Genomic DNA, 13,107 nt, shown 5'->3' on the forward strand with positions numbered 1-13,107 from the left:
CACTACTGAGCTTAGCGCGCTAGAAACAGTTTGCGTGGGAAGGGCTGTATTCTTGCTAAAAAATTCACGGTCACGCAACTTGAATTTACGCGTTATTGTCGGATACAAGTAATTTTCTGTCAGCCAAAGGACTGCCGCTACTTCTGGACCCGCCGCCATAAGACCCGCAGCGAAAAAGCCTACGCCAATAGCGACCCTCGCGACTGCAGATTCCGATTGCTTTTCACCAAACAACGATGACAACTGCTTCGAATAGGCACGAGCCTCAGCAGTTAAACACTCTTCTGTACCTTGCCCAGAAAAATAGTCATCTTGAGCTTGACGGTATGCTCTCAACTGTTTGCCGACATCGCTAAACGGAGATACTAGTTCCGCCCATTTTGGCCCGCTATTCATTGATATATTTTGCGGTACACGCAATCCGGGTATTGAAACGTGCTGCATTTGTAACTCTTGATCTACTTTGGATAAATCAGCAAACGCTGAGCTAAACCGTGTTTCGACCAAAATTTGCTGTTTCGACAAAGACGTCTGGCTGCCCAAGCAAACACCGAAATTGTAGTGATACGCCTCACAGGCCAGGTGCATCATAGCTAGACGCCCTTGATGGTTATCAGCTAAGCACTCAGTGACCGCAGACTCCCAACGGGTTCGGGTAGCCTCTTTGTCGTATCGATTTGATTGTTCATACAAATCAAACACTCGTCGCCACTGGTCATGACTGACACTGCCAATTGATAAGTCTTCTGGTGTGCGTTCAGCCAACCGCATGATCATTTGATCAAAGCCATGACTGATGTGTTTTTCTGGCCAAGGTATAAAATTATCCGTTTCTTCTAACAGTGGCTGCCACTTACGTAATTCTCGCTTCAAACTTGGCCATTCGGCAGAATTTTTCAAAACGTTGAAACTGGCAACACCTTGATCCGCCATTTTCTCTGGTAAGGAGACTAAATCGGCGTTCCGCGATAAGATCCTTACAAAACCTTGCTCGATTAGTGACGTGAGCGGAGAACAACTGGGGTTTAGAATAGCTTGCCTTGCCGCACTATTATTAAGTAAATACCCATCATTGATAAGTATCTTCTCTCCTAATATAGCCTTCCTCACTAGCAATTGATTAAAGTAGTTTATATCAGCGTCGAATTGCCAAGGAAAACGCTCTACAACATCGTCCAGTGTACCTACATACGTTAGCGAGGGTCGCATCTTATCTCCATATTAAAAATCTGTTGTTAAGCACTTACGAATATACCACAGCGTATGGTTCTTAACGATGTACTCTCGTAGACACGTTCTACAAGGCTATAATGAAGTCAATTTCTGAGGTGGCTAAGTGTGGGGCGATGCCTGATGCTTATTACCTACAAAGCCCTGGACGAAAAAGTACACTACTGTTTGAGGAAGGTTGCGAGTCTGCGCTTCAGCGCCACTCTCAATTTATCTGTATGATTGAATTATAAAATACTAATTAACACATCGAAGTACTAATCGAGGTTTTGGGTCAGTAAAATGCAATAGGTACATTCTTACTGACCCGATATTAGAGCGCTTTCACGTGTTGAAAAACAAGCTTGGGCTAGTCCTTCTTATAGTCGTCATGGCATGATTTACAACTTGCACCAATTTTACCGATTGCACCTCTGTACGCGCTTTCATCACCCGCTTTAACAGCTGCTTGAAGCCCTTGCGCTGCCGTTTTAAGTGCCATCACTTTCTTTTCTACATCTGAGAAATTTTCCCAAATTTCATCTTTTGCGCCAGTTTCAACGTCAAACTTACGGGTATCAACTGATAAATAATCGCCCATCATGTCAGCAAGTTGTTCTAGACGTACGGCATTTGTTTCCATAACGCTTTCGTCAAATGGTAGAGCACCTTTTGCCATGCCACCTAACGGTCCCATGTTACTGCGTACTAACTGAAAAACGGCTTGGCGATATTGTGTTGCAGCTCCCGCGTGTTTTTCTGACGTTGCTTCTGTCACGTCAGCAGCTAATACCGAGCCTGATAAGATTGCGCCTGCCGTGGCAGCGCTCAGTAGCAATTTACTTGAAAATTTCATGCCTGTTCCCTTGTTAGGTAAATATTATTCATTGGTCTCAAACGGGCTTTTAAGCCTTGTGATCTGCAAGCTAAAAGTCCCGATACTAGGGTTATCGTGACGAATAGTCGGATGATGCGCAAGATTTTTAGCGGTAAAAGTAAGTAAAGAAAAGACTAACTCCCCCTTTCCTTCTTAAAGTGAGCACTTTCTATTACAAATACCAATCTGCATGGATAACTGGCCACTCATAAGAGCGCGTTTAAGTGCCTTTCAAAAATAAAAAAGCCCTCAACTGAGGGCTTTCAAATGAAGTATGTACTACTAAGCAATTAGTTCGTTAAGTCGTCAAAGAACTTTTTAACGCCGTCAAAGAAGCCTTGCGCTTTCGGGCTATGCTTACTTGACGCTTTACCCATCGACTCTTCAAGCTCTTGAAGTAGTTCTTTTTGGCGAGATGATAAGTTTACTGGTGTTTCGACCACAACCTTACACATTAAGTCGCCCATGGCACCGCTTCGCACTGATTTAACACCTTTACCACGTAGACGGAACATTCGGCCAGTCTGCGTTTCAGGGCTGATTTTCAGTTTTACTTTCCCATCTAGCGTTGGCACTTCTAGCTCGCCGCCAAGGGCTGCCGTAGTGAAGCTCAACGGTACTTCACAGTACAAATTGTTGCCATCGCGCTTAAAGATATCGTGCTCACGTACGTGGACCTGAACGTATAAATCACCTGGAGGTGCACCGTTCTCTCCAGCTTCACCTTCGCCTGATAGACGAATACGATCACCGGTATCTACGCCAGCTGGAATTTTAACGTTAAGGGTCTTAGTCTTTTCTTTACGACCGTGGCCATGACAGCTGTTACAAGGATCTTCAATGATCTTGCCTTTGCCCGAACACGTAGGGCAAGTCTGCTGAACAGCAAAGAAACCTTGGCGCATTTGAACTTGGCCATTGCCGTGACAGGTTGGACAGGTCTTAGGTGAAGAGCCTTTCTTCGCACCAGAACCATCACAGACTTCACACTCGACCAAAGTTGGTACGCGAATATCTACGCTCTTGCCACGAACCGCTTCTTCAAGCGTTAGCTCTAAGTTGTAGCGGAGGTCTGAACCTTGACGTGCGCGAGATTGACGACCTCCTCGGCCACCGCCGAAGATATCACCAAATACATCACCAAAAATATCGCCGAAATCGGCACCACCACCGAAGCCACCGCCACCACGGTTAGGATCTACTCCCGCGTGGCCATATTGGTCGTATGCTGCACGTTTCTGCGAATCTGACAGAATTTCGTAGGCTTCCTGGATTTCTTTAAATTTATCTTCCAGGCCTTTATCGCCTTGCGTACGGTCAGGGTGATATTTCATCGCCAGCTTCTTATACGCCTTTTTAATTTCGCGTTCGCCTGCGCTTTTATCTACCCCGAGTACTTCGTAGTAGTCTCGTTTCGACATATCGTTTACATATCCTACTTTTTGTCGATAAGCATTTTATGCTCATCGAATCTACATCTGACTGTTGTGAAAATAACCTGAACACACATTCAATAAAGCCAAGTCATTTACACAACAAAGGCGCAACAAGAAATTCCTGCTGCGCCTGAACTGCTTACACGGCCCGCTAACATGCTAAGTAACGGGCCTGACACAACAGTTTACTTCTTGTCGTCGTCTTTCACTTCTTCGAATTCAGCGTCAACAACGTCATCGTCTGCTTTACCAGAAGATGCTTGCTGCTCTGCACCTTCTGCGCCACCGGCTGCAGCTTGCTGAGCTTGCGCCGCTTCCATCAGCTTGCTAGATGCTTGGATAAGCTCTTGCGTTTTCGCTTCGATGTCCGCTTTGTCTTCGCCTTTAACTGCAGTTTCAAGTGCTGAAAGTGCTTCTTCGATTGGCGCTTTGTCTTCTGCACTTAGTGCATCGCCAACTTCTTCAAGCTGTTTACGTGTGGCGTGAACCATACCGTCAGCTTGGTTACGCGCTTGAATCAGCTCTTCAAACTTCTTATCAGACTCTTTATTCGCTTCCGCGTCAGCTACCATTTTTTCTACTTCTTCATCGCTTAGGCCTGAAGAGGCTTTGATAGTGATCTTCTGCTCTTTACCTGTGTCTTTGTCTTTCGCAGACACGTGCAGGATACCGTCAGCATCAAGATCGAATGTTACTTCGATTTGCGGTACACCGCGTGCTGCTGGACGAATACCTTCTAGGTTGAACTGACCAAGAGACTTGTTGCCACTTGATTGCTTACGCTCACCCTGTAGTACGTGTACTGTTACCGCAGACTGGTTGTCTTCAGCAGTTGAGAACGTTTGCGACTTCTTCGTTGGAATTGTCGTGTTCTTCTCGATAAGCACAGTCATCACGCCACCCATAGTCTCGATACCTAGAGACAGAGGTGTAACGTCTAGAAGTAGTACATCTTTAACGTCACCTGAAAGTACGCCACCTTGAATTGCTGCGCCTACTGCAACTGCTTCGTCAGGGTTTACGTCTTTACGTGGCTCTTTGCCAAAGAATTCAGTCACGTACTTCTGTACTAGCGGCATACGAGTTTGACCACCAACTAGGATGATGTCGTTAATGTCGCCTACAGAAAGATCTGAATCAGCTAGTGCCTTCTTAAGCGGCTCAAGTGAATTCTTAACTAGGTCTTCAACCAAAGACTCAAGTTTTGCACGAGTAAGCTTAATAGCTAAGTGCTTAGGACCTGTTGCATCTGCAGTGATGTATGGCAGGTTAACTTCGGTCTGTTGAGAAGAAGAAAGCTCAATCTTCGCTTTTTCACCCGCTTCTTTAAGACGCTGCATAGCAAGCGGATCTTTACGAAGGTCGATGCCTTGGTCTTTCTTAAACTCTTCAACTAGGTAGTTGATAACACGGTTATCGAAGTCTTCACCACCAAGGTGAGTATCACCATTAGTTGCTAGTACTTCAAACGTGTGTTCGCCGTCTACTTCATCGATTTCGATGATAGAGATATCGAACGTACCACCACCTAAGTCGTATACTGCAACAACGTTGTCGCCTTGCTTTTTGTCCATGCCGTAGGCAAGAGCAGCAGCAGTTGGCTCGTTGATAATACGCTTAACTTCAAGACCAGCGATGCGACCCGCGTCTTTAGTTGCTTGACGCTGAGAATCGTTGAAGTAAGCAGGAACAGTGATAACTGCGCCAGTAACTTCTTCACCAAGATAATCTTCAGCTGTCTTTTTCATTTTCTTAAGTACTTCAGCAGAAATCTGCGGAGGCGCCATTTTCTCGCCTTTCGCTTCTACCCACGCATCACCATTATCAGCACCTACAATTTTGAAAGGCATGATGTCGATGTCACGCTGTACTTCTTTATCTTGAAAGCGACGACCAATTAGACGCTTAATTGCGAATAATGTGTTAGTCGGGTTAGTTACCGCCTGACGCTTTGCAGACTGACCAACTAATGTTTCCCCATCGTTTGTGTAAGCGATGATTGAAGGGGTTGTACGATCGCCTTCCGCGTTTTCAATTACGCGAGGTTTGTCGCCGTCTAGAACTGCGACACATGAATTCGTTGTACCTAAATCGATACCAATGATTCTACCCATTTCGTGTCTCCGAAAAAGTTTCTTAATTCTGTACTTTTAGTGGGGTTATTCCCCAGCCTTTTCAATAGATGCCAGTAAAAAAACTGACATTTTTGTGTGTTTATCGCAAAAAGCGTGACTTACGCTTGCGTGTCCACACCACCACTTGGCGCACGCGATACCATAACCATGGCAGGGCGTAACAAGCGGCCGTTAATTTGATAACCTTTCTGCATAACCGCCATCACCGTATTTGGCTCGTGGTCTGCACTTTCTTGCATAGACATTGCCTGATGCAAGTCAGGGTTGAAGGTTTCGCCCTGCGGATCAATAAGGCTTAATCCAAATTTCTCAATAGTGCTTAAGAAAGTTTTGTGGGTCATTTCCACACCTTCTAAAAGCGGCTTAACCGCTTCATTGTCGCCATCGGTCATTTCGATAGCACGCTCTAGGTTATCGATAACCGGAAGCAACTCGCCAGCAAAGCGTTCAAGGGCAAATTTACGCGCCTTTTCTACTTCACCTTCAGCACGACGACGTGCGTTGTCAGCATCTGCACGCGCACGAAGCACACCATCTTGCTGCTCTTTGATTGTGGCTTGCGCCTCAGAAAGTGCCGTTTCTAGCTCGTAAATGCGTTGTGCATTTTCATCAAGCTCTACGCCTTCTGCTTGTGACGCTTCTACTTGCGCTTCTTCAGCATTTTGTACAGTTTGATCAACTGTATTTTCTTGTTCTGCCTGCACGTCGCGATTATCGCTCATGCCTACCTCCAAACGTTTTTCTTAATTAGGCATTGCCCAATAACGTTAAAATTATTGGGAATAAGTCTGTTGCGCTTAGTTATGGGGCTAGATTTAAGGTGATCAAGGGTATCCACATTATTTTTGTGGGTGATTTTAAAAAAATATAAAAAAAGCCAAACTTCAATACTAAGTTTGGCTTCCTAACGCTTTAATGAGTTTTTTAATTTAGTTACCTAGTGGTACCAACTTGCCAAAATGTTGGCGTTCGTATTGAACCACTATCTAGGATAACACACTGAGGGTCACCTCTTTTGCAACCATTCCCTTTTATCCTGCTTCCCGTTTGCCCATGGTGCTTTCTGAGTTCACTTAGCATCAACCCGTGAACATCGCCCATATTGATACTAATTCCAGTCACCGTAATAGTTTCAATGCTGCTATCGAGACCAGCAGTAGACTTAGGGTTCTCATTGTCCTGCGCTATAACTTTCTCTCCACTTAATTGTTGAAGTAGCTCTACCGAATTGGCGTATTTACCTGACGCTGGAAATGCTAATAGAGACTTCGCTTTCACTATATCCTTTTCCACAAACTCTCCATTGATATAAAGAACGGCTAATACATAGTTAGCGAGGTAGCTCATTCCTTCTTCAACTTCGGCTTCCAAAAATTCAACCGCAGTCGCTTTTTCTTCGTCGGTAGATTCATTATCAGAAAAGACGAGAACAGCATATTCCTCTGCCGTTCTATTAACGCCTTCATCTGCAGCAAATTTCATCAATCGCTTGGCTTCAGCCATATTCTTTTGTGTACCAATTCCCTGTGCAGCCATCCCCGCTGCTTGTCGGTAAGCTGGTAGGAAGCCCTGTTTGGCAGACTTATCAAAGTAATAATAGGCATTTTCTAAATCTGTCTTTACCCCAGATTCAGGATTCATAAAGATGTGGCCAAGGGAGAAGCTGGTTTGTTCATGACCTCTGGACGCCAAAGCTCGAAGTGTATTCAGCTTAGCAAGTGAACAATCTTCGTCTGCACATTCAGGTTGATTCGGAATAGCCCAAACAGATGCAGATATTATAGTTGAAATTAGTAGTGAGATTCGCAGAATACGTGTGCTTGCTGAATTTTGTTTCATTAAATTCCCTTTTTATTATTCCGGTGATTGGCTAAGACCGACTTATGTGTAAATCCTACTGCTCAAAAAGACGTCGCCTTGTATAAAAACCTATCACTTATCGTTCAAATTGCAAATAATTAACTCCGAAATATTGCTTGTGTGCCAACAGAAGATACCTCGCATGTGAAAACTATGTTAATGTAAATCAACAATAAAACGCGCTTTCAATTGCGCTAATAAATGCGTTCAACTACACGGAATATCTATGCTAAGTATCTGGACGGTTGGCACTATTGTTGGTTGTTATCTCCTCGCGCTTTTCGCTTTAGCATTTTGGGGCGATAAGCGTTTACGTGACAACCGGCAACACCCAATATTGTACAGCCTTGGATTGGGCGTGCATTGTACATCTTGGGCATTTTTCGGCACTACCTCTCAAGCAGCACAATATGGCTGGGCAGTTATCCCTACTTATTTAGGGATTATGCTGACTATGGCATTTGCGTTTCCTGTGGTGCTTCATATAAGCAGACTGTGTCAACAACACAACATCAGCTCTTTAGCAGACCTCATCTCACTTAAATACCAGCACTCCCACTTGATTGCCGCGCTTATCACTTTACTGTGTTTTTTCGGTGTAGTGCCCTACATTGCCCTGCAGTTAGACGCCATTACGAAATCAATAAATTTGTTGACTGACGACGCGCATACAAGCACGCCATGGTTAAGTATCTACGTAGCTATCTTGCTCGCATTATTTGCCATTATCTTCGGTACCCGTACACTCAACTTGACCGACAAACACCCCGGTCTGCTACTTACTATAGCGTTTGAATCGGTTATAAAGCTTGTTGCCCTGTGCGCTGTAGGTGTTTTCGTTTGCTTCTATCTGTTTGATGGTGTGTTGGATTTGGTGTCTAACGCCGCTTCAAATGCCAGTGCTCGAGAAGTCATTTATGCTGATAGCGCACCCTGGGTTTATGTATCACATGTTGTTTTGGGCGTTTGCTCTATGTTCGTTTTGCCACGACAGTTTCATATGAACTTCGTTGAGCAGAACGGTGAGGGGGAGCTTAGAACAGCAAGGTGGCTATTTCCCCTCTATTTATTTGGCATGACCCTTTTTATTATTCCTATTGCACTTGCAGGAAAAATGCTGCTGCCAGTGGATACGAGCTCTGATGCGTATGTGCTTGCCCTACCTTTATATGCTGAAAATATCGCGCTGTCGTCATTTGCTTTCATAGGAGGTCTTTCTGCAACCACCAGCATGGTGATTGTTGCAACCTTGGCGCTGGGAATAATGATCTCGAACAATGTTGTCACGCCACTTTGGCTAAAAGCGAGACTAAAGACTTCGCCCAATCGTTCAATGCAGCCAAACAAAATACTGTCTATACGTCGTATTACCGTTGTGGTCGTACTTAGTATTGCGCTCTGGTATCACTTGAATATAAGTCAGGCTGCACCTCTGGTTAAAAGCGGGGTGATTGCTATAGCATTATTAGCACAGTGCATGCCTGCACTTATGTTTGGTCTTTACTGGACGAAAAGCAACAAAGCTGCCGCTATTTGCGCCTTATTGGTAGGGTTTACATGTTGGGCAGCATTCCTCCTCTACCCAAGCTTACTGTCGAGTTATTATTTCAACCCAGCACCCACTGACCAAGCGCTTGGTTTGGGCTTTGCCTTTTCCTTATTGGCTAATTGCCTAACATTCGTTACGGTTGCATTGATTACATCAAGACGTGGCACGAAGCCAAATAATACACTCCTAACAGATCACGACACACCTCGTTTACTGGTAAAAGTGAGGGACTTAATTGCACTCACCGAACGTGTGCTCGAAAGTGCCACGCACTCTCAACTGGTTAAGCAGCTATCAGTTGACGTCAATCGCGCCGCTAGCAGTGGTTATGCCAGTCAGGCGCTTATCGACAGGGTAAATAAGTTGCTTGCCGCACAAGTAGGAGCACCTAGTGCTCGTATATTACTGGGTGCCATCGCAGATACAGGCAGCGATAGCTTTCCAGAACTGGTTGACTGGGTAGAAGAAGCTTCTCAGTCATTTCAGTTTAACCACGAGGTACTTCAATCGTCAGTGCAAAACATTGAGCAAGGCATAAGTGTGCTTGATGACAAACTGCAGCTACTGGCGTGGAACGAACGTTACGTGGAGTTATTTGCCTACCCTAAAGGATTTCTAAAAGCGGGCATGCCCATTACCGATATACTTAGCTACAACGCAAACCGAGGGTTGTTTAGCCCCTCATCTATCGAAAAGCGCGTTAGCTACATGCTGGAAGGCACCCGTCATAAACATATTCGCAAACAGCCTGACGGAAAAGTGATTGAACTTAACGGCGCGCCGCTACCTGGTGGCGGCTACGTGACTACCTATAGCGATATCACTGAATACATAGCAATTCAAAAAGAATTAGAAAGTGCAAAAGAAGACTTGGAGGCAAGGGTTGCGCAGCGTACAGCAGAATTAGAAGAAGCCAAACAACACGCTGACAAAGCTAACGAGAGCAAAACCAAATTTCTGGCCGCGGCTGGGCACGATCTCATGCAACCTTTCAACGCCGCAACATTATTTGCCAGCATGCTCAGCAAAAAGACGCAAGGCAGTGAACTGGCCACACTATCTGAAGGCGTGGTGAATTCTTTGGACAATGCTCAGAGCTTACTTTCAATGCTACTTGATATGACGAAATTAGACGCTGGCGTGCTTACCCCTCAAAAGACTGAATTTCCAGTCAGTGATATGTTGTCTTCATTGGTGCAGGAATTTAGTGTCATTGCAAAGCAAAAAGGTATTGAGCTCAGGTATGTACCGACCAGAGTTATGGTGTACTCGGACAAAGTACTACTGCGACGGGTGCTTCAAAACTTGCTGTCCAACGCAGTCCGCTATACCGCAAAAGGCCGTATTTTGGTGGGCGTGAGACGCACAAGAGTCACAAATACCGAGCAGGTTATAAAGCTTTGTGTTTACGATACCGGACTAGGTATCGCCGTCCACCAACAGCATGAAATATTTAGTGAATTCCACCAGCTAGAGAGCAACAACAAAGGCGAAGGAATTGGATTAGGGCTGACTATTGTAGATAAGATATGTCGACTACTCGGTCATGAAGTCGGACTGACTTCATCGCCAAATAAAGGAAGCTGCTTCAGTGTGGCTGTATCTAGAGCATTTCAAAGCGAAGCCTCGATACCCACCGCGCACGCAAGTAACACTAATCATGTTGACTCCCCTTTTAATAAATCAGTATTAACGAAGAACTCAGCAAGTGCGCCAAATAATTCAGTAAGCGTTCAAAAAAGCGCATTAGACAGCCGTTCTCGCCCTGTCTCCTGGCACTCCCATCAAATGCCCTTTTTAGACTCAGCGAATAAAAACAACAATGCATTTTTAAAAGACACCCGTTTTCTACTTGTAGAAAATGACGAGCAAGTGGCAAATGCAATGTGTACCTTACTGAGAGATTGGGGAGGGAGTACAACATTGATAGCGGGCGGAGCAGAAGTGTCGAGTATTTCACAAGAACACTTTGATGTGCTCGTCGCCGATTATCACCTAAATTATGGCGAAACCGGTTTTGACGTTGCAGCGATTCTTTCTGAAAATAACGTGCGTTTTGCCTTAAAGATTTTAGTCACTGCCAACAGAAGTAACGACATAAGAGAGGAAGCGGCGGAGCAACAATTTAGCTACCTGCCAAAACCCTTAAAGCCTGCGGCACTTAAGCGACTGCTAAAGCAATCGCTTGTTTAATAGAGAACTCGTGATCGCATTTATAGTACGGCAGTAGGTATTTCGTCTTCTTTTGGTAGCTGGTTTGCATCAAGATACGTTTTACTTTTGCGGTAACGCGATGTGAAGTTTCCCGTAACGATAATCAAGTGTTACAACGAAGTCTTTCAACAAATCATAGCCTATTAAGCCTACTACCCGCTTTCCACCTATCCGGCTACCCGTTCTTTCATACTGGCTTTCTAAGTTTGTCTTTTGCCCTTCAGCAGGAAAGCTAACCTTAACGTCACTAATCTCGAATGGGCCAAACTTCACGACATCAGACGTAGCGAACTCATTGACCACAGAACTATTGGCACCAAATGACGTGCTTGCGCCTTCCACTTTTTCAAGCAACCCAACATTGGACGCCGCTCGACGGTTAATCAAAATTGTACCGGCGTTACCAGTATCGACTAATAGCCACAACGCAACACCGTTAATTTCTACTTGCGCGATAGGCATTCCACTACCCTGTTGAGAGTTGGCTCGAACATTTGCCACCTCCCCCATATCTATCGAATCACGCGTCACCAAACGAATTTTTCTGTGGGGATAGTCCAATTGAACGATGAAGTTATTGAAAAAACCTGCCCCCAGTAACATACCATTAGAGTGATGACCTAAGCTGGATTCGACAAGTGAATCCAGCTCGAAATCACTACCAAATATTTCAACGTTTACATTGTTGTCAGCGTTTCGCCTTTCAACGTCGTACACCCCTTTAACGGTCACGGGGCGCCCTTTATCAAGGTCTAAATCATGCTTCCCGATAAACGCGCGATTGATACTGTTTATTTGTGCTCCTGAATCCAGCATGACCCGAGATTCGATGCCTTCTATGGTAACAGGCAAAAAAACGTGACCGTTGTCCAGGGTGAAATCTGTCCATGCTGTAACGGCACTAAACGCATTGAAAGAACAAAAAAGAAGGGAAAGTAAAATAAATCGCGTCATAAATATCCTTTTACGCCAGTAAACTAATCCTTTGAAATCTTACGCTAGCACATGAGCTGATTGAGATCGAATTAGCACGATGAACCGAACGCGCAAAAATCCCTAATCTAGTGGAAAGCATCTAATACATGTTAGTGCTTAAACTATATCAATATGATCATAGTCTTGAAGACGTCTATCGCTTTCCGTTTAGCTTAAATGCATTGCATTTTTGAACGCGATACCGGCCTTGGTTCTGTTAATAACACCAAGCTTTCTCAATACTGCAGATACATGCTGTTTAACGGTGGACTCAGAAATGGCCAGTTCGTAAGCAATCTGCTTGTTAAGCAAGCCGTCTGATACCATTCGCAACACTTTAAGTTGGTGAGGGGTAAGTTGCTTTAATCGGTTTGTGAAATCATCTTGGCCAGAGTGGCCATTCGCATTCGATGCAGTGGCATTTGGCATCGTAGCTGATGCATTGTGAACTGAAGGCGGGATCCAAGTTTCACCGTCTAACACCGTATTTACCGCGTCAATAATGCAATCGACCGAAGCTGATTTGGGTATAAAACCGCTTGCGCCTAACGCAAACGATTTTGCCATAACATCAGGCTCTTCTTGTGCGGTAATAACAACAACAAGTACATCAGGATAGAGCGCATGTACCTCAGCAAGGCCATTTAACCCTTCATTGCCTGGCATAGTGAGATCTAAGAAAAGCAGATCGATGTCGTCATTTTCTTCAAGACTAGTGAGCGTATCGGGGAACGTGGAGGTTTCTACAAGTTCGATATGCTCCACACTAGCTAACGCATGGCACATCGCAGCCCTGAACAGAGGGTGATCGTCAGCAATCAAGATTTTCACAGACATAATGCTATCAACTTG

10 protein-coding genes are annotated in these 13,107 nt (G+C 44.8%); 2 read left to right on the forward strand and 8 right to left on the reverse strand.

Annotated features, from left to right (window positions below; all coding sequences use genetic code 11):
• Positions 1-1,209, reverse strand: a 1,209-nt coding sequence (locus ACFI6J_RS14575; protein WP_462586255.1) for a hypothetical protein, incomplete at its 3' end; no start/stop codon positions are given.
• 101 nt (positions 1,210-1,310) lie between these two features.
• On the opposite strand from ACFI6J_RS14575, the gene ACFI6J_RS14580 reads away from it, so the two are divergent.
• Positions 1,311-1,463, forward strand: a complete 153-nt coding sequence (locus ACFI6J_RS14580) for a hypothetical protein (RefSeq protein ID WP_462586256.1) — start codon at positions 1,311-1,313, stop codon at positions 1,461-1,463.
• Positions 1,464-1,579: 116 nt separating this feature from the next.
• On the opposite strand, the gene ACFI6J_RS14585 is transcribed toward ACFI6J_RS14580, so the two are convergent.
• The 5 genes from ACFI6J_RS14585 to ACFI6J_RS14605 all read right to left on the reverse strand — a co-directional run bounded on the left by ACFI6J_RS14585 (position 1,580) and on the right by ACFI6J_RS14605 (position 7,496).
• Complete coding sequence (locus tag ACFI6J_RS14585; RefSeq protein WP_014948974.1) at positions 1,580-2,065, reverse strand: c-type cytochrome; 486 nt, start codon at positions 2,063-2,065, stop codon at positions 1,580-1,582.
• A 311-nt stretch (positions 2,066-2,376) separates the two neighbouring features.
• On the reverse strand, positions 2,377-3,507 hold the full coding sequence (gene dnaJ / locus ACFI6J_RS14590; RefSeq protein ID WP_014948973.1) for a molecular chaperone DnaJ: 1,131 nt from the start codon (positions 3,505-3,507) through the stop codon (positions 2,377-2,379).
• A gap of 200 nt (positions 3,508-3,707) precedes the next feature.
• A complete protein-coding gene (dnaK, locus tag ACFI6J_RS14595; RefSeq protein ID WP_014948972.1) occupies positions 3,708-5,636 on the reverse strand; it encodes a molecular chaperone DnaK in 1,929 nt (642 codons plus the stop codon).
• 119 nt (positions 5,637-5,755) lie between these two features.
• Entirely contained in the window at positions 5,756-6,379 is a 624-nt protein-coding gene (grpE, locus tag ACFI6J_RS14600) for a nucleotide exchange factor GrpE (RefSeq protein WP_014948971.1), read from the reverse strand.
• Between the two features lie 211 nt (positions 6,380-6,590).
• Positions 6,591-7,496: a tetratricopeptide repeat protein gene (locus ACFI6J_RS14605; protein ID WP_101564003.1), complete on the reverse strand. Its 906-nt coding sequence runs from the start codon at positions 7,494-7,496 to the stop codon at positions 6,591-6,593.
• Between the two features lie 247 nt (positions 7,497-7,743).
• On the opposite strand from ACFI6J_RS14605, the gene ACFI6J_RS14610 reads away from it, so the two are divergent.
• On the forward strand, positions 7,744-11,259 hold the full coding sequence (locus tag ACFI6J_RS14610; protein ID WP_348670554.1) for a PAS domain-containing hybrid sensor histidine kinase/response regulator: 3,516 nt from the start codon (positions 7,744-7,746) through the stop codon (positions 11,257-11,259).
• Between the two features lie 81 nt (positions 11,260-11,340).
• Here ACFI6J_RS14610 and ACFI6J_RS14615 read toward each other — a convergent pair whose 3' ends face one another.
• Both ACFI6J_RS14615 and ACFI6J_RS14620 read right to left on the reverse strand, forming a co-directional pair.
• Positions 11,341-12,234: an aspartyl protease family protein gene (locus ACFI6J_RS14615; protein WP_462586257.1), complete on the reverse strand. Its 894-nt coding sequence runs from the start codon at positions 12,232-12,234 to the stop codon at positions 11,341-11,343.
• Positions 12,235-12,423: 189 nt separating this feature from the next.
• The gene (locus tag ACFI6J_RS14620; protein WP_014948967.1) at positions 12,424-13,092 is read right to left on the reverse strand and encodes a response regulator transcription factor; all 669 of its coding nucleotides are present in this window, start codon (positions 13,090-13,092) and stop codon (positions 12,424-12,426) included.
• Positions 13,093-13,107 lie beyond the last annotated feature (15 nt).

The sequence above is a fragment of the Alteromonas sp. G4i13 genome (assembly GCF_054960505.1).

Bases quoted from the DNA above. Each gene is read 5' to 3' on its own strand.
- ACFI6J_RS14580 (WP_462586256.1), top strand. From the start codon at position 1,311: ATGAAGTCAATTTCTGAGGTGGCTAAGTGTGGGGCGATGCCTGATGCT.
- ACFI6J_RS14585 (WP_014948974.1), bottom strand. From the start codon at position 2,065: ATGAAATTTTCAAGTAAATTGCTACTGAGCGCTGCCACGGCAGGCGCA.
- dnaJ (WP_014948973.1), bottom strand. From the start codon at position 3,507: ATGTCGAAACGAGACTACTACGAAGTACTCGGGGTAGATAAAAGCGCA.
- dnaK (WP_014948972.1), bottom strand. From the start codon at position 5,636: ATGGGTAGAATCATTGGTATCGATTTAGGTACAACGAATTCATGTGTC.
- grpE (WP_014948971.1), bottom strand. From the start codon at position 6,379: ATGAGCGATAATCGCGACGTGCAGGCAGAACAAGAAAATACAGTTGAT.
- ACFI6J_RS14605 (WP_101564003.1), bottom strand. From the start codon at position 7,496: ATGAAACAAAATTCAGCAAGCACACGTATTCTGCGAATCTCACTACTA.
- ACFI6J_RS14610 (WP_348670554.1), top strand. From the start codon at position 7,744: ATGCTAAGTATCTGGACGGTTGGCACTATTGTTGGTTGTTATCTCCTC.
- ACFI6J_RS14615 (WP_462586257.1), bottom strand. From the start codon at position 12,234: ATGACGCGATTTATTTTACTTTCCCTTCTTTTTTGTTCTTTCAATGCG.
- ACFI6J_RS14620 (WP_014948967.1), bottom strand. From the start codon at position 13,092: ATGTCTGTGAAAATCTTGATTGCTGACGATCACCCTCTGTTCAGGGCT.